The organism is Delftia tsuruhatensis NBRC 16741 (assembly GCF_001571325.1).
GTDB classification, from domain to species: Bacteria; Pseudomonadota; Gammaproteobacteria; order Burkholderiales; family Burkholderiaceae_C; genus Comamonas; species Comamonas tsuruhatensis.
The window spans coordinates 45707-61143 of record NZ_BCTO01000017.1 but is presented as its reverse complement, the minus strand read 5'-3'; the positions used below and the strand labels follow the sequence as shown (position 1 = coordinate 61143).

The following is a 15437-nucleotide window of genomic DNA, read 5'->3' as shown; positions in this document are numbered from 1 at the left end:
TTCCTCGGTGTCCCTCGCTTTGGGACGCGCCAGTTTCAAGGGGCGTGGCAGTGCCATGGAGAACCGAAATGAATTGTGTGAGCAAAACCCGCAAAGCAAGACCCATCCACCACAAGGAGACACGCATGAACACCGATCGCAAACACTGGGCCGTCCTCGCCCTGACGGCCTCCCTGTCCTGCGGCGCATATGCGCAGGACAGGATCAAGGTCGGCTTCATGCTGCCTTACAGCGGCACCTATGCGGCGCTGGGCTCGGCCATAGAAAACGGCTTTCGCATGTTCGTGAACGAGCAGGGCGGCAGGCTGGGCGGGCGCGAGATCGAGTTCTTCAAGGTCGATGACGAGTCCGATCCGGCCAAGGCCACGGACAACGTCAACCGCCTGATCAAGCGCGACAAGGTCGATGTGCTGGTGGGCACCGTGCATTCGGGCGTGGCCATGGCCATGGCGCGCGCTGCCAAGGAAAGCGGCACCGTGCTCATCGTGCCCAATGCGGGCGCCGATGCGGTCACGGGCGCCATGTGCGCGCCCAACATCTTCCGCTCGTCCTTCTCCAACTGGCAGTCCTCCTATCCCATGGGCGTGGTGGCGGCCAGGCAGGAGGGCAGGAAAACCGCCATGACCATCACCTGGAAATACGCGGCCGGCGAGGAGATGACCAATGCCTTCAAGGAAGGCTTCGAGAAGGAGGGCGGCAAGGTCAGCAAGCAGCTCACCGTGCCCTTTCCCAACGTGGAGTTCCAGGCCCTGCTGACCGAGATCGCGGCGGCCAGGCCCGATGCGGTGTTTGCCTTCTTCGCGGGCGCGGGCGCCGTCAAGTTCGTCAAGGACTACCACGCGGCCGGCCTGCACAAGACCATCCCGCTGTACGGCTCGGGCTTTCTGACCGACGGCACGCTGGAGGCCCAGGGCGAGGCCGCCCAGGGGGTGCTGACCACGCTGCACTACGCCGACGAGCTGGGCACGGAGCGCGACCGGCGCTTTCGCTCCGCCTATGCCCAGGCCTACAAGCTGATGCCCGATGTGTATGCCGTGCAGGGCTACGACGCCGCCCAGATGCTGGGCGTGGGCCTGAAGGCGGCGGGCGGCGACATCGCGAAGAAGGCCGAGTTCCGCCAGGCCATCGAGAAGGCCACCATCCCCAGCCCGCGCGGTGACTTCACTATCAGCAAGTCGCACAACCCCGTGCAGGACATGTACCTGCGCAAGGTCGTGGGCAAGGAGAACCAGCGCATGGGCGTGGCCATCAAGGCCCTGGGCGATACCGGCCGCGGCTGCCGCATGTGAGGCGCGGGGCGCACTCATACGGACGAATACGCACGCATACGGACATCGCCATGGACCTTGCCACCTTTCTCGTGCAGTGCCTGAACGCCGTCCAGTACGGGCTGCTGCTGTTCCTGCTGGCCTCCGGCCTGACGCTGATCTTCGGGATCATGGGCGTGATCAACCTGGCCCATGGCAGCTTCTACATGATCGGCGCCTACATGGCCTTTGCGCTGTCCCCGCTGCTGGGCCAGCACTTCATCACCATGCTGCTGGCCGGCGTGGCGCTGACCGTGGTGCTGGGCTATGCGCTGGAGTGGGCCTTCTTCAGCTACCTCTACGAGCGCGAGCACCTGCAGCAGGTGCTGATGACCTTCGGGCTGATCCTGGTGTTCGAGGAGCTGCGCTCGCTGCTGGCGGGCAACGACGTGCATGGCGTGCCGCTGCCCGGCTGGCTGTCGGGCAGCTTCTCGCTGGGCGGGCTCATGAGCTATCCGTGGTACCGGCTGTTCGCCTCGGGCGTGTGCCTGCTGGTGGCGCTGGCGCTGTACTGGGTGGTCCACCGCACGCGCCTGGGAATGATGGTGCGCGCGGGCGCCAGCAACCGCGACATGGTGCGCGGCCTGGGCATCGACGTGAAGCGCCTGTACCGCATCGTCTTCGCCATCGGCGTGGCGCTGGCGGCACTGGCGGGCATGATCGCCGCGCCCATGAGTTCGGTCTATCCGGGCATGGGCGGCAACGTGCTCATCATCTGCTTCGTGGTGGTGGTGATCGGCGGCATCGGCTCGATCACGGGCGCGCTGCTGGCCTCGCTGCTGGTGGGCTTTGTCGATACCTTCGGCAAGCTGTTCTTCCAGGAGCTCAGCGGCATGAGCGTCTACCTGCTGATGGCGGTGGTGCTGGTGTGGCGGCCCCAGGGCCTGATGGGGCAAAGGAGCTGAACAATGGCCGTATCCAATCCTTCTCCGGCGCTACTGGCAGCTGCCGTGCAGCCCCTGCAGCCTGTGCAGCCCGTAGAGATGCCGCAGCGCGCCTGCCGATGGCAGGCCTGCGCCGTGCCGCTGGCCTGCGTGGCGCTGCTGGCGCTGGCCGGCCCCTGGTGGTCGGACTATCTGTCGGGACTGGTGGTCAAGACCATGATCCTGGCCATCTTCGCGCTCAGCCTGCAGCTGCTGGTGGGCGGCACGGGCCTGGTGAGCCTGGGGCATGCGGCCTTCATGGGCCTGGGCGCCTATGCCGCCGTGCTGTCCGCAGGCAACGAGGGCGGCAGCCTGCCGGCCATGCTGGGCTGGGCGCTGCTGGCCTCGGGTGGCTATGCGCTGCTGGTGGGCCTGCTGAGCCTGCGCACGCGCGGCATCTACTTCATCATGGTGACGCTGGCCTTCGCACAGATGGCCTACTTCGTGGTCCACGACACGGGCATCGGCGGCGGCAGCGATGGCATCTACCTGATGGCCCGGCCCGCGCTGGGCGCCATCGACATGGAAATCCCGCGCGTGCAGTACTACCTGGTGCTGGCCGCCCTGGTGCTGGTCTATGCCTTCCTGGCCGGGCTGCGCCAGTCGCGCTTCGGCGCGGCGCTGGCGGGCATACGCGTCAACGAACAGCGCATGCGTGCGGCCGGCTTTACCACCTACGGGTACAAGCTCGCGGCCTTCGTGCTGGCCGGCATGCTGGCTGGCGTGGCAGGCTTTCTGCTGGCGGTGCGCGATGCCGTGGTCAACCCCGAGCTGCTGTCCTGGCACCACTCGGGCGAGGTGCTGCTGATGGTCATCCTCGGCGGCCTGGGCTCGCTGCGCGGCGCCGTGCTGGGCACGGTGGCCTTCGTCGCGCTCAAGGAGGTGCTGTCCACGCATGCCATCGTCGGCCCCATGGCCGACCACTGGCAGCTGAGCCTGGGCCTGGCCATCATCGTGCTCGTGGCCCTGCTGCCGAAAGGACTGATGGGGCTGATCGGGCTGGCGGGCCTTGCACGGCAACGCGCCGGAGTACACAACGAGGTCCACCACAAGGAGGCCGGACATGGCTGATGCGGCACTGCTTTCGGTGCGCGGCCTCACGCGCCGCTTCGGCGGGCTCACGGCCGTGGGCGGCGTGGACCTGGACCTGCACGAGGGTGAGGTCCATGCCGTGATCGGCACCAACGGCGCGGGCAAGTCCACCCTGGTCAACATGCTCTCGGGCGATCTGGCGGCCAGCGCGGGGCGCATCGCGCTCGCCGGCCAGGACGTCACGCGCATGCCCCAGCCCCGGCGCGCGCGTGCCGGCGTGGGCCGCAGCTACCAGCGCACCACCATCTTTCCCGAGTTCTCGGCGCTGGAGAACTGCCGGCTCGCGGCCCAGGCGCAGATGGCGCTCAGGCCCTGGCAGCTGGGCCTGTCCGCACAGCGCTGCGCGGACAGCCTGCGCCAGGCCCATGCGGCCCTGGAGCGTGCGGGCCTGGCCGGGCAGGCGCTGGCCGTGGCCGGCACGCTGAGCCACGGCGCCAAGCGCCAGCTTGAAGTGGCCATGTGCCTGGCCACCGGCCCGCGCGTGCTGCTGCTGGACGAACCGCTGGCCGGCATGGGCGCCGAGGAGACCGAGCGCATGCTGGCCCTGCTGCAGGAGCTCAAGCGCGGCCACGCGGTACTGCTGGTCGAGCACGACATGGACGCCGTGTTCCGCATCGCCGACCGCATCACCGTGATGGTCAATGGCAGCGTGGTGGCCACGGGCACGCCAGCGCAGATCCGTGTCGATCCCGTGGTCCGTACTGCGTATCTGGGAGAAGACCATGACTGAGCCCATGTTCGCCATCGACGAGCTGCATACCTACTACGGCGACAGCCACATCCTGCAGGGCGTGAGCCTGGCGCTGGGCGCGGGCCAGGCCGTGGGCCTGCTGGGGCGCAACGGCATGGGCAAGACCACGCTGATCCGCACGCTCATGGGCTATGTGCCCGCGCGCCGCGGCCGCCTGCGCGCCGATGGCCGCGACTGCACGGGCGCGCCGCCCGAACGCATGGCGCGGCTGGGCATTGGCTATGTGCCAGAGGGGCGCGGCATCTTCCCCAACCTCAGCGTGCGCGAGAACCTGGTCATGAGCGCCCGCCCCGGACTGCAGGGCGAGCGCCACTGGACGCTGGAGCGCGTGCTCGACACCTTCCCCCGGCTTGGGGAGCGGCTGTCCAACGGCGGCGACCAGCTCTCTGGCGGCGAGCAGCAGATGCTGTCCATAGGCCGCGCGCTGATGACGCACCCGCGCCTGCTCATCCTCGACGAAGCCACCGAAGGCCTGGCCCCCCTGGTCGTCGCCGAAATCTGGCGCGTGATCGCCGCCATCCGCAGCACCGGCATCTCCACCCTGATCGTGGACCGCGACTACAAAAAGGTCCTGGCCCACACCGACCGCGCCGTGGTCATGGCCAAGGGCCGGCTGGCGCTGCAGGCCGATTCGCGGGAGCTGCTGACGCAGCCGGAGCGCCTGTCGGAGTTGCTGGGGGTTTGAGATGGTGGTGGGCGGAGGACTTCCAGGCAGTATCAGAAGATGCCGCATTGCTGGAATTCCTCTCGCAGCCTTGCCACGACAGGGGCCAGCTCCAGCGCTTCAAGCCGGTTCTTCTTCAGGAAGGCGGCCCACTGCGCCTGCTTGGCCGCATCGCTGCTGAAACCATCGCTCAATCCGGCAGGCAGGCCCGCGGGCAGCGCGAGTTGGCGGCGCTCGAAGGTCGCTTTCATGGCGCGCCGCAGTTCGGCAGGGTCCAGCGTGCCTTCGGTCATCAACACCCAGAGATCGAAGTAGTCCTTCATCCGGGTATTGGCCATGCCCAGCAGGCATATCGCGTGGAGTTTTTCGGCCACCACGGTGTACTTGGGGTAGCTGCGCAGTTGCGGTGCGGGCAGGCCGTCGAGCAGCACGGGGTAGCGGATGGCTTGTGGCGATGGTGTCACGGCATCGCCGAAGCCTATGTCCACCTGCAGCGTGATGCGTGCACCGTCCAGCGTGGCGCGCAGGTCAATCCGTACTCCGCCATAGCCGGCTTCCTTGCGGATGGCGGTTCCACGCACCGACGCGGCATCGAATGCAATGCCGTCGTCCACTGCAATCCGGCAGATCTCGCGGAAAGCGCTCACCGCCGAGTCAACGTCGTCCAGGCCAAAGCCCAGCAGATCGGCGTCGCGGGTCGGTCTGTGCGGTTGCTCGTACCAGATGGCAAACAGCAGTGCGCCCTTGAGCAGATAGCTGTCCGCATGGGGCGAGATGGACAGGCGGTACAGCAGGCGCTCCAGGCCATAGTGGGTGAGCGTGAGGTTGAAGTCCTGCCGGCGGGCGTCCGCGCATTGCTTCAAACGTGCACGGATCGAGGCTGCGATATCGCGGCTCATGCGGCGATGCTTTCAAGGTAGGGGCGCATCACATTGCTGACGCGGTCGATGGCTGCGTAGTGCCAGAGCGCGTCGGCCGTCAGCTTGCGCTGCGCCCATCCGTCGCGCAGTGCTTCCAGCGCCACATCCAGGCCGATCTTGTTGCGGTACTTGAAGCAATCGGCCACGGTCTTCGATGCGTTGAAGACGGCGACACCGACGCCATCGATCTGCAGGGTTTCCACGCCTTCGGACAGTGCCGCACCGGACATGCGGATGGCGCGCAACGCAGGCTGGTCTATGCGAGGCGTGGGCGAGTGATGGGGAATGGCCATCCACACCTCGAAGGGTGCCTGCGTTCCTATGCCGTGGACCCGCAGCGCGGACAGCAGGCAGACCACGCCCTGCGGCACGCGCAGGGCCACTTCCGCCAGCGAGCGGTGCTCGCTGAGCGGCCGACCCGGCAGGCTGTACAGGCCGCGTGCAACGCGTTCAAGGCGGCCTGCCGCGACCAGCCGGCTCAGCGCCATGGTCGGCAGGCCAAGCGCGGCAAGGTCGCGTGCGCGCAGCAGCGGCCGTTGTTCGGCCAGTGCCAGAACGGCTTGTTCGAGCGCGGAGCCAGGAGCGGGCATGCCGGAGTCTGTTGTATTGATTAGGCAATTATCAATAACTGAAGAAGAAATACAACGGACAACAGCAACGTGACCGAGAGCGCGACGGTTCCCGGTCCATCAAGCGGTCAGGGCTGGGCCGCCACCGGCGGCTGCGCCGCGAGCTTGACGTTCTGCGCATGCGTGGGCGGCAGCAGCGCCATGGTCAGGCTGCAGGTGCAGGTCAGGCGGCCGGCTTCGTCGTGCAGTTCGATGGCCCAGACATGGGTGGTCTGGCCCAGGTGCACGGGGCGGGCCGTGCCCGTGACCCAGCCCTGGCGCGCGGCGCGCACATGGTTGGCCGAGACGTTCAGGCCCACGCTGCGCCAGCCCTCGGGGATGGAGCAGGCCGCGGCCACCGAGCCCAGGGTTTCGGCCAGCACCACGTTCACGCCGCCGTGCAGGATGCCGTAGGGCTGGCAGGTGCGCTGGTCCACGTGCACGCGGCCGCGCAGGAAGTCGTCACCGATCTCGGTGAACTCGATGCCCAGGTGCGAGACGGCCGTGTCGGCGCTCAGCGAGGTGATGTCTTCAAGGGTGAAGCTGCGCTTCCAGATCGGCATGGGAGAAGTCCTGTGGGTGCAACGAAAAAGACGGCCCCGAGGGCCGTCCTTGCATGCTACGCCAGTCCAGGCAGCCATGCCGATGGCCGCCTGTAGCCCAGGAGACTGCGCGCTGGCGCGGTTCAGGCGCGCATGTCGCCCGTTTCGACAAAGCGCTGGTGCCAGCTCAGCGCTTCGCCCAGGATGTGGGGCGTGTGCAGCGCGCCCTGGCGCTGGGCGCGGTCGAAGTAGTCCTGCAGCTGGGGACGGAAGTCGGGATGGGCGCAGCGGTCGATGATGACCTGGGCGCGCTTGCGCGGCGACAGGCCGCGCAGGTCGGCCAGGCCCTGCTCGGTGACGATGATCTGCGTGTCGTGCTCGGTATGGTCCAAGTGCGAGCACATGGGCACGATGCAGCTGATCTTGCCGCCCTTGGCCACCGAGGGCGTGACGAAGAAGGACAGGTAGCCGTTGCGCGCGAAGTCGCCCGAGCCGCCGATGCCGTTCATCATCCCCGTGCCCATGACGTGGGTGGAGTTGATGTTGCCGTAGATGTCGGCCTCGATCATGGAGTTCATGGCGATCACGCCCAGCCGGCGCACCAGCTCGGGGTGGTTGCTGATCTCCTGGGGGCGCAGGATGATGCGATCGCGGTAGAAGTCGATGTTCTCCTCGAAGTCCCTGTAGGCGCTGCCGGACAGCGAGATCGAGGTGGCCGAGGCGCGGCTCATCTTGCCCGCGCGCAGCAGGTCCAGCATGCCGTCCTGCAGCACCTCGGTGAAGCCCAGCAGGTTCTCGAACGGACCCGTCAGCAGGCCGGCCAGCACGGCGTTGGCCACGTTGCCCACGCCCGACTGGATGGGCAGCATCTCCTTGGGCAGGCGGCCCATCTTCATCTCGTGCGCGAGGAAGTCGATGATGGACGCGGCGATCAGGTTGGAGTTGGCGTCGGGCTGGGCGAAGACGTTGTCGCGGTCGCCCTTGTGGGTCTCGACCACGGCGACCACCTTGGCCGGGTCCACGCGCAGGTAGGGCTCGCCGATGCGGTCATCGGCATGGGTCAGGGCAATGGGCACGCGGCGCGGCGGGATGGCCGTGCCGTAGTAGATGTCGTGCATGCCTTCCATCTTGGCCGGCGGCTTGGTGTTGACCTCCAGGATCACCTTGTCGGCGATCTCCAGCCAGGTCTTGTTGTTGCCCACGGCGGTGGAGGGGATGAGGCGTCCGTCCTCGGTCACTCCCAGCACCTCGACCACGGCCACGCTCATGGGGCCCAGGAAGCCGAACCACGCATGCTGGGCCACGTGGGACAGGTGCATGTCGATGAAGTCGATCTCGCCGGCATTGATCCTGGCGCGGCAGGTCGGGTCGGTGTTGAAGGGCAGGCGCTGGCCCAGTGCGCCGGCCTCGGCCAGGGCGCCGTCCATCTCGGCGGCCGTGGAGGCGCCGGTCCAGACATTGATCTTGTAGGGCCGGCCGGCCGCGTGTTCGCTCTTGGCGTGCTGGGCGATGGCCTGGGGCAGGGCCTTGGGGTAGCCCGCGCCCGTGAACCCGCTCATGCCGACGTTGACGCCGTGGGGGATCAGGGCGGCGGCCTGCTCGGCCGTCATGGTGCGCGAAAGGAATTCTGGGAAACGTACGCGGTCTGCGAGGGACATCTATGGCTCCGGCTGACGGCTCGCGCCAGCCGGCAGGGTGCCGCAGCGCTGGCTTGCAAGCCTAAAAAAAACCGCCCCATGCAAGAACGCAAGGGCGGTATATCTCCGGAAACCGATGGTAGCAGCGCTGGCAGCGGCCCTCGGGTTTCCCCGTAAAGGCCCTGCCGCGCAGTCAAAGGCTCAAAGAATGTTTGCGTGTGCTCACATTCAATGAATCAGCGGCTGATCATCGCGTGCGTGATCCAGCAGCGCGTACAGGATGATGGCGCCGAAAGTCGCGGTCCCGATGCCGCCCAGCGCGAAGTCGCCGAACTTGAGCGTGAAGTCGCCCGTGCCCAGGATCAGGGTGATGGCCGCCACGATCAGGTTCTTGTTCTGCGAGAAGTCCACGCGGTTGTCCACCCAGATCTTGGCGCCGGCCACGGCGATCAGGCCGAAGACCACGATGGACACGCCGCCCATCACGGGCAGCGGGATCGCCTGGATCAGCGCGCCGAACTTGGGCGAGAAGCCCAGCAGCACGGCCAGGACGGCGGCCACGAAGAACACGGCCGTCGAGTAGATGCGCGTGGCGGCCATCACGCCGATGTTCTCGGCATAGGTGGTCACGCCGGTGCCGCCAGCCGCGCCGCTGACCATGGTGGCCACGCCGTCGCCGATGAAGGCCCGGCCCATGTACTGGTCCAGGTTCTTGCCCGTCATGGCGGTCACGGCCTTGATGTGGCCCAGGTTCTCGGCCACCAGGATGATGACCACGGGCACGATGAGCACCATGGCCGGGCCGCTGAACACGGGCGCGTGGAACTGGGGCAGGCCGAACCAGGCGGCATTGGCCACGCCCGACAGGTCCACGGGCTTGCCCATGCCCAGCACATTGGTGAACAGGCCGTACAGCAGGCTGGCGGCGATCAGGCCCACCAGGATCAGCAGGCGCTGCACCATGCCGCGCGTGAACACGGCCACCAGGCCCACGCAGACGAAGGTCAGGGCCTGCATCCACGACTCGAAGTTGTTGGCCGCCATGTTCTTGACGGGGATGGCCGCCAGGTTCAGCCCGATCACGGCCACCACGGCGCCCGTGACCACGGGCGGCATGAAGCGCTCGATCCAGCGCGTGCCCACCAGCTGCACCACCAGGCCGATCAGCGCATAGACCGCGCCGCAGGCAATGATGCCGCCCAGCGCCACGCCGATGTTGCCGTTGGCGCCCTTGCCGCCATAGGCCGTGGCTGCGATCACCACGCCGATGAAAGCAAAGGACGAGCCCAGGTAGCTGGGCACCTTGCCGCCCGTGATCAGGAAGAAGATCAGCGTGCCGATACCGCTCATGAGCACGGCCACGTTGGGGTCGAACCCCATGAGGATGGGCGCCAGCACGGTGGAGCCGAACATGGCGATCACGTGCTGTATGCCCATCAGCCCGGTCTGGGGCCAGGGCAGGCGCTCATCGGGGCCGATCACGCCTCCCCGTTGCAGCTGGTCGGCGGATTTCTCCGTCCATTGGAAAAGGCCCATGTGGCATCGCTCCTTGTAAAAAATTGGCGCGATATTAGAGGCATTTGTTTTCTGGCAGGAGGGGGCGAGCGGAAATTTTTTCCCAGTGTTTGTGCGCAGATACGCGATCCGGCCCGCAGACTTTGTCGCCCAGGTGCCAGGCTAATGGCTTTCCCGTCTGGGCTCGCGGGCAGCGCGCGCGTACCGTGGCCGGTCATGAGCCACACCCCTGCCTTCATCCCCCAGATCCGCCTGTACCAGGACTGGCTGCGCGAGCGCCACGGCCTGCAGTTCGACAGCTACGACGCGCTGTGGCGCTGGTCGGTGACCGACCTGGACGCCTTCTGGCAAAGCATCTGGGACTACAACGCGCTGCAGTCGCCCACGCCGCACACGGCCGTGCTGGAGCGCAACACCATGCCCGGCGCCCAGTGGTTTCCGGGTGCCCAGATCAACTACACGCGCCAGGCGCTGCGCCATCTGGATGCCGCCCATGCGGCCGGCATGCCCGCCGTGGTCAGCCGCAACGAGACGGGCCGCCACCGGGAACTGTCCTGGCCCGAGCTGCGCCGCCAGGTCGCCGCCCTGGCCCTGCACCTGAAGGCCCAGGGCGTGGGCCGCGGCGACCGCGTGGCTGCCTACCTGCCCAACATCCCCGAGGCCATGGTCGCCCTGCTGGCCACGGCCAGCCTGGGCGCCGTCTGGAGCATCTGCGCGCCCGACATGGGCACCAACGCGGTGCTGGACCGCTTTCGCCAGATCGCGCCCAAGGCGCTGATCGCCGTCGATGGCGTGCACTACGCCGGGCGCGATATCGACCGCATGGCCGTGCTGGCGGAGCTGCGCGCAGGCCTGCCCAGCGTGGAGCATGTGGTCCTTGTGCCCAACCTGGACCTGCAGGCCAGGCTGGCCGATGCGGCCGACTACGGCCAGGTCACGGCCCGCGACGACGCGGCCACGGCGGCCTTCGAGCCCGAATGGCTGCCCTTCGACCACCCGCTGTGGATCGTCTACTCCAGCGGCACCACCGGCCTGCCCAAGCCCATCGTCCACGGCCATGGCGGCATGGTGCTGGTGGCCCTGCAGCTCAAGGCCCTGCATAACGACGTAGGCTGCAGCTACCACCCCAACAGCTGGGGCGAGCGCTACCACTGGTACAGCTCCACGGGCTGGGTGATGTGGAATGCCCAGGTCTCGGGCCTGCTGGGCGGCACCACCTGCGTGATCTTCGACGGCAGCCCCGGCGGCAGCAAGGACAGGCCCGACTGGGGCGTGCTGTGGCGCTTCGCGGCCGAGACCGGCGTGACCAGCTTCGGCTCGGGCGCGGCCTTCTACGCCAACTGCATGAAGGCCGGCGTGGACCTGGCCCAGTGCGGCGACCTGTCGCGCATCCGCAGCCTGGGCACCACGGGCTCGCCGCTGTCGCCCGAGGTGCAAAGCTGGGGCACGGCGCAGTTCGCAGGCATGGGGCGGCCTGACATCTGGTGGAACAACATCTCGGGCGGAACCGACTTCGCGGGCGCCTTCATCGGCGGCCACCGCGAACTGCCGCAGCAGCCGGGCATCATGCAGTGCCGCCAGCTGGGCGCGGCCGTGGAGGCCTGGAACGAGCAGGGCCAGCCCGTCATCGACGAGGTGGGCGAGCTGGTCTGCACCCAGCCCATCCCCTCCATGCCGCTGTACCTGTGGGGCGATGCGGACGGCAAGCGCTACCTGTCCAGCTACTTCGACATGTACCCGGCCGGCCATGGCCGCGCGCCCGGTGGCGGTGACGGCCCCGCCGCCATGGGCCCGGTCTGGCGCCACGGCGACTGGATACGCATCCTCCCGGAGGGCGGCTGCATCATCTACGGCCGCAGCGACGCCACCATCAACCGCCACGGCCTGCGCATGGGCACCAGCGAGATCTACAGCGCCGTCGAGGCCCTGCCCGAAGTGCTGGACTCCATGGTCGTGGACCTCGAATACCTGGGCCGCGAAAGCTACATGCCGCTGTTCGTGGTGCTGCGCCCGGGCGTGGATCTGGACGACGCCCTGCGCGCCCGCCTGCAGGGCGCCATCCGCCAGGCCCTGTCGCCGCGCTTCGTGCCCGACGACATCGTGCAGGTGGCCGAGATCCCGCGCACGCTCAGCGGCAAGAAGCAGGAGCTGCCCATCAAGAAGCTGATGCTGGGCCAGCCGCTGGACAAGGTGGTCAACAAGGAGGCCATGGCCAACCCGGGCTGCCTGGACTGGTATGTGGGCTTTGCGGCGCAGCATGCCAAGGCACAGGCTGCCTGATATTCAAACGGTATCAGTGGCGCGGTTTTTAATATTGGACTGCGACAGACCGGCTGCCTAGAGTGGGGTCCAACCATGGAGCCCTGCAATGAGCGTGCTTGATTCCCTTGCCCTGACCCGCATCCCCGCCGAGGACGAAGCCCTGCGCGCCGAGGTGCGCGCCTTCCTCGCCCAGGCCATAAGCGGCCTGCCGCCCCATGTGCGTGCGCGCTCCTGGGGCGGCTACAGCGCCGAACTGAGCCGGCAGCTGGGCGAAAAGGGCTGGATAGGCGTCACCCTGCCGCGCAAGTACGGCGGTGGCGGGCGCAGCGCCTTCACGCGCTACGTGCTGGTGGAGGAATACCTGGCCTGCGGCGCACCCGTGGGATCGCACTGGATTGCCGACCGCCAGAGCGGCCCGCTGATCCTCAAGTACGGCACCGAGGCGCAAAAGCAGTTCTACCTGCCGCGCATCTGCCGGGGCGAGGCCTTCTTTTGCATCGGCATGAGCGAGCCCGGCGCGGGCTCGGACCTGGCCAGCGTGAAGACGCGCGCCGCGCCGAACGGCAAGGGCTTCGTGCTCAACGGCCAGAAGATCTGGACCACCAACGCCCACCACTGCCACTACATGATCGCCCTGGTGCGCACCTCGGGCGAGGCGGGTGACCGGCACAAGGGGCTGTCCCAGGTCATCGTGGACCTGTCGCTGCCGGGCGTGACCGTGCGGCCCATCACCGACCTCTCGGGCGACAGCCATTTCTGCGAAGTCTTCTTCGACAACGTGCAGCTGCCGCCCGACGCCCTGATCGGCCAGGAAGGCCAGGGCTGGGAGCAGGTCACGGCCGAGCTGGCCTTCGAACGCAGCGGGCCCGAGCGGCTGTTCTCCAGCATCGTGCTGTTCGACGAATGGCTGGCCTGGCTGCGTGCAACGGGCGAGCGCAGCGAAGGCGCGCTGCGCCTGGCCGGCCGCGTGTTCACCGAGCTGGCCCCGCTGCGCGCCATGTCGGTTGCCGTGCAGGACAAGCTGGTGCGCGGCGAAAGCCCTATCGTCGAGGCGGCCCTGGTCAAGGAGCTGGGCACGACGCTGGAGCAGTCCATTCCCGCCGCCATTGCCGACGACCTGTTCGCACGCGAGGCGTCCGAGGTTCCGCTGGAGCTGCTGCGCACCCTCAACTACGTGACGGAGGTTGCGCCTTCGTATTCGCTGCGCGGCGGCACGCGCGACATCCTGCGCGGAATGATCGCGCGTGGCCTCGGCCTGCGTTGAATAAGGTTCCCCTTAAGTTGGGGCGCGCCAGTTTCAAACGGAACGCCCAAGGCCTGGCGTCATGTGTCATGAATGGAGAGAGACATGGAAGACGATTTGTTTGCCGATGCCGCACGCCAGCTGCTGCAGGGCGAGTGCACGCCCGCGCGGGTGCGCGCCATCGAGGCCGGGGGCTCGCCCCGGGCGCTGTGGCAATCGCTGGAGCAGGCCGGCTTTGCCGATGCCCTGGTGCCCGAGCACGCGGGCGGCGCGGGGCTGGCGCTGGCGCAGCTGTTCGATGTGTGGTCGCTGGCCGGCGCCCATGCGCTGCCCGTGCCGCTGGGCGAGACCATGCTGGCGCGCGCGCTGCTGGCTGGCGCGGGGGCGGAGCGTCCACCAGGCGCCATCGCGTTGGCGCAAGGCCTGCTCCAGCCGGATGGCAGCCTGCACTGCGCACCCGTGCGCCTGGGCGCGGTGGCGGACAGCGCGCTGGTGCAGCATGCGCAGGGCTGGAGCCTGCTGCCCGTGGCGCAGGCGCAGTCCGAGCCGGCGGCCTTCTGCCTGGACGTGAACCTGCGCTGGAGCGCCGATCAGGTCCGCGCAGCATCTGCTCCCGCTTTCGCCCTGCCGGATGGGCTGGACCTGCGCACGCTGCAGGCCGGCCTGGTGGCGGCGCAGCTGGCGGGCGCGCTCATGGAGGTGTTCCAGCGCACGCTGCAGTATGCGAATGACCGCCAGCAGTTCGGCCGCCCCATCGGCAAGTTCCAGGCCATACAGCACCAGCTGGCGGTGATGAGCGAGCATGTCTTCGCCGCGCGCATGGCGGCCCGGCTGGGCTGCGCGGGGCAGGGCATCTTCCCCGATCGGCTGCGCGTGGCCGTGGCCAAGGCGCGCTGCAGCCAGGCCGCGCTGGCCGTGGCCGAGGCGGCCCACGCCATCCACGGCGCCATGGGCTTCACCGAGGAATACGACCTGCAACTGCTCACGCGCCGCCTGCATGCCTGGCGCCAGACGGCGGGCTCCGAGTCGTACTGGCACGGTGTGGCAGGCGCCGCGCTGGTCCATGGCCACGCGGGCAGCACGCTGGACCTGATCCGTTCGACCACCGACATCACCGCATAAACCCTTGCTCAAGGAGTCTTCTCCATGTCCTTTCTGAACATCGCCCGCGACGGCGCCATCTGGACCCTCACCATGAACCAGCCCGAGACGCGCAATGCGCTCACGGGCAACACGGCCGTGGAGGAATTCGTGCAGGTCTGCGACGAGATCCGGCGCGACGCCTCGGTCAAGGCCGTCATCCTCACGGGCGCCGGCCCCATCTTCAGCTCGGGCGGCAACGTCAAGGACATGCAGCGCTTCTTCGACGACGCGCTCACGCCCGATGCCATCCGCGAGGAGTACCGCCAGGGCATACAGCGCATTCCGCGTGCCCTGACCCAGCTGGACGTGCCCGTGATCTGCGCCATCAACGGCCCGGCCATCGGCGCGGGGCTGGACCTGACCTGCATGTGCGACATCCGCATCGCCAGCGAGACGGCCACCTTTGCCGAGAGCTTCGTGCGCGTGGGCATCGTCCCCGGGGACGGCGGCGCCTGGCTGCTGCCGCGCGCCGTGGGCCGCGCCAAGGCGGCCGAGATGGCGTTCACGGGCGAGGCCATCGACGCGCAGCAGGCCCTGGCCTGCGGCCTGGTCAGCCGCGTCGTGCCGGCCGACCAGCTGCTGCCCACGGCACGCGCGCTGGCCGACAAGATCGCCGCCAACCCCGGCGCCGTGATGCGCATGACCAAGCGCCTGCTGCGCGAGGGCGAGCACAGCACGCTGGAGTCGCTGCTGGAGCTGTCCGCCGGCTACCAGGCCCTGGCCCACAAGACCGCCGACCACCGCGAGGCCGTGATGGCCTTCGTGGAGAAGCGTAAGCCCCGGTTTCAGTGACCGGGCCTGCCCGGCCCCCGCCACGGGGGCATGGGCCG

Annotated in this window: 14 protein-coding genes; 9 read left to right on the top strand and 5 right to left on the bottom strand. The window is 68.2% G+C overall.

Annotation, left to right across the window (positions count from 1 at the left end; all coding sequences use genetic code 11):
• Positions 1 to 125: 125 nt before the first annotated feature.
• Genes DTS01S_RS07750 through DTS01S_RS07730 form a run of 5 tightly spaced genes read left to right on the top strand, consistent with a single transcriptional unit; the run spans position 126 to position 4758 of the window.
• Positions 126 to 1289 carry an ABC transporter substrate-binding protein gene (locus DTS01S_RS07750; protein WP_013799988.1) on the top strand — a complete coding sequence of 388 codons (1164 nt, stop codon included), beginning with the start codon at positions 126 to 128 and terminating at the stop codon, positions 1287 to 1289.
• A gap of 50 nt (positions 1290 to 1339) precedes the next feature.
• Positions 1340 to 2212 (top strand): branched-chain amino acid ABC transporter permease, encoded by an 873-nt coding sequence (locus DTS01S_RS07745; RefSeq protein WP_017405698.1) that lies wholly within the window; start codon positions 1340 to 1342, stop codon positions 2210 to 2212.
• A gap of 3 nt (positions 2213 to 2215) precedes the next feature.
• A complete protein-coding gene (locus DTS01S_RS07740; RefSeq protein ID WP_061287532.1) occupies positions 2216 to 3301 on the top strand; it encodes a branched-chain amino acid ABC transporter permease in 1086 nt (361 codons plus the stop codon).
• On the top strand, positions 3294 to 4052 hold the full coding sequence (locus tag DTS01S_RS07735) for an ABC transporter ATP-binding protein (RefSeq protein ID WP_061287531.1): 759 nt from the start codon (positions 3294 to 3296) through the stop codon (positions 4050 to 4052). The genes DTS01S_RS07740 and DTS01S_RS07735 overlap by 8 nt, the downstream gene beginning before the upstream one ends.
• Entirely contained in the window at positions 4045 to 4758 is a 714-nt protein-coding gene (locus tag DTS01S_RS07730; protein ID WP_370671608.1) for an ABC transporter ATP-binding protein, read from the top strand. The genes DTS01S_RS07735 and DTS01S_RS07730 overlap by 8 nt, the downstream gene beginning before the upstream one ends.
• Before the next feature lie 32 nt (positions 4759 to 4790).
• Here DTS01S_RS07730 and DTS01S_RS07725 read toward each other — a convergent pair whose 3' ends face one another.
• From DTS01S_RS07725 to DTS01S_RS07705, 5 genes are all read right to left on the bottom strand, one after another.
• The gene (locus DTS01S_RS07725; RefSeq protein WP_061287529.1) at positions 4791 to 5636 is read right to left on the bottom strand and encodes a nucleotidyl transferase AbiEii/AbiGii toxin family protein; all 846 of its coding nucleotides are present in this window, start codon (positions 5634 to 5636) and stop codon (positions 4791 to 4793) included.
• The gene (locus DTS01S_RS07720; protein ID WP_016447321.1) at positions 5633 to 6247 is read right to left on the bottom strand and encodes a type IV toxin-antitoxin system AbiEi family antitoxin domain-containing protein; all 615 of its coding nucleotides are present in this window, start codon (positions 6245 to 6247) and stop codon (positions 5633 to 5635) included. Before DTS01S_RS07720 ends, DTS01S_RS07725 begins: the two co-directional genes overlap by 4 nt.
• A 107-nt stretch (positions 6248 to 6354) precedes the next feature.
• Positions 6355 to 6828 carry a hotdog fold thioesterase gene (locus DTS01S_RS07715; protein ID WP_061287528.1) on the bottom strand — a complete coding sequence of 158 codons (474 nt, stop codon included), beginning with the start codon at positions 6826 to 6828 and terminating at the stop codon, positions 6355 to 6357.
• Positions 6829 to 6950: 122 nt separating this feature from the next.
• Positions 6951 to 8465 carry an acetyl-CoA hydrolase/transferase family protein gene (locus tag DTS01S_RS07710; RefSeq protein WP_061287527.1) on the bottom strand — a complete coding sequence of 505 codons (1515 nt, stop codon included), beginning with the start codon at positions 8463 to 8465 and terminating at the stop codon, positions 6951 to 6953.
• 207 nt (positions 8466 to 8672) lie between these two features.
• Complete coding sequence (locus tag DTS01S_RS07705; RefSeq protein WP_061287526.1) at positions 8673 to 9980, bottom strand: solute carrier family 23 protein; 1308 nt, start codon at positions 9978 to 9980, stop codon at positions 8673 to 8675.
• Between the two features lie 195 nt (positions 9981 to 10175).
• Between DTS01S_RS07705 and DTS01S_RS07700 the strand changes: the two genes are divergently transcribed.
• From DTS01S_RS07700 to DTS01S_RS07685, 4 genes are all read left to right on the top strand, one after another.
• Positions 10176 to 12239, top strand: a complete 2064-nt coding sequence (locus tag DTS01S_RS07700; protein WP_061287525.1) for an acetoacetate--CoA ligase — start codon at positions 10176 to 10178, stop codon at positions 12237 to 12239.
• 88 nt (positions 12240 to 12327) lie between these two features.
• Entirely contained in the window at positions 12328 to 13485 is a 1158-nt protein-coding gene (locus DTS01S_RS07695; protein ID WP_061287524.1) for an acyl-CoA dehydrogenase family protein, read from the top strand.
• Positions 13486 to 13569: 84 nt separating this feature from the next.
• A complete protein-coding gene (locus DTS01S_RS07690) occupies positions 13570 to 14586 on the top strand; it encodes an acyl-CoA dehydrogenase (RefSeq protein ID WP_061287523.1) in 1017 nt (338 codons plus the stop codon).
• A gap of 24 nt (positions 14587 to 14610) precedes the next feature.
• On the top strand, positions 14611 to 15399 hold the full coding sequence (locus tag DTS01S_RS07685; RefSeq protein ID WP_016447325.1) for a crotonase/enoyl-CoA hydratase family protein: 789 nt from the start codon (positions 14611 to 14613) through the stop codon (positions 15397 to 15399).
• The last annotated feature ends 38 nt before the right edge of the window (positions 15400 to 15437 follow it).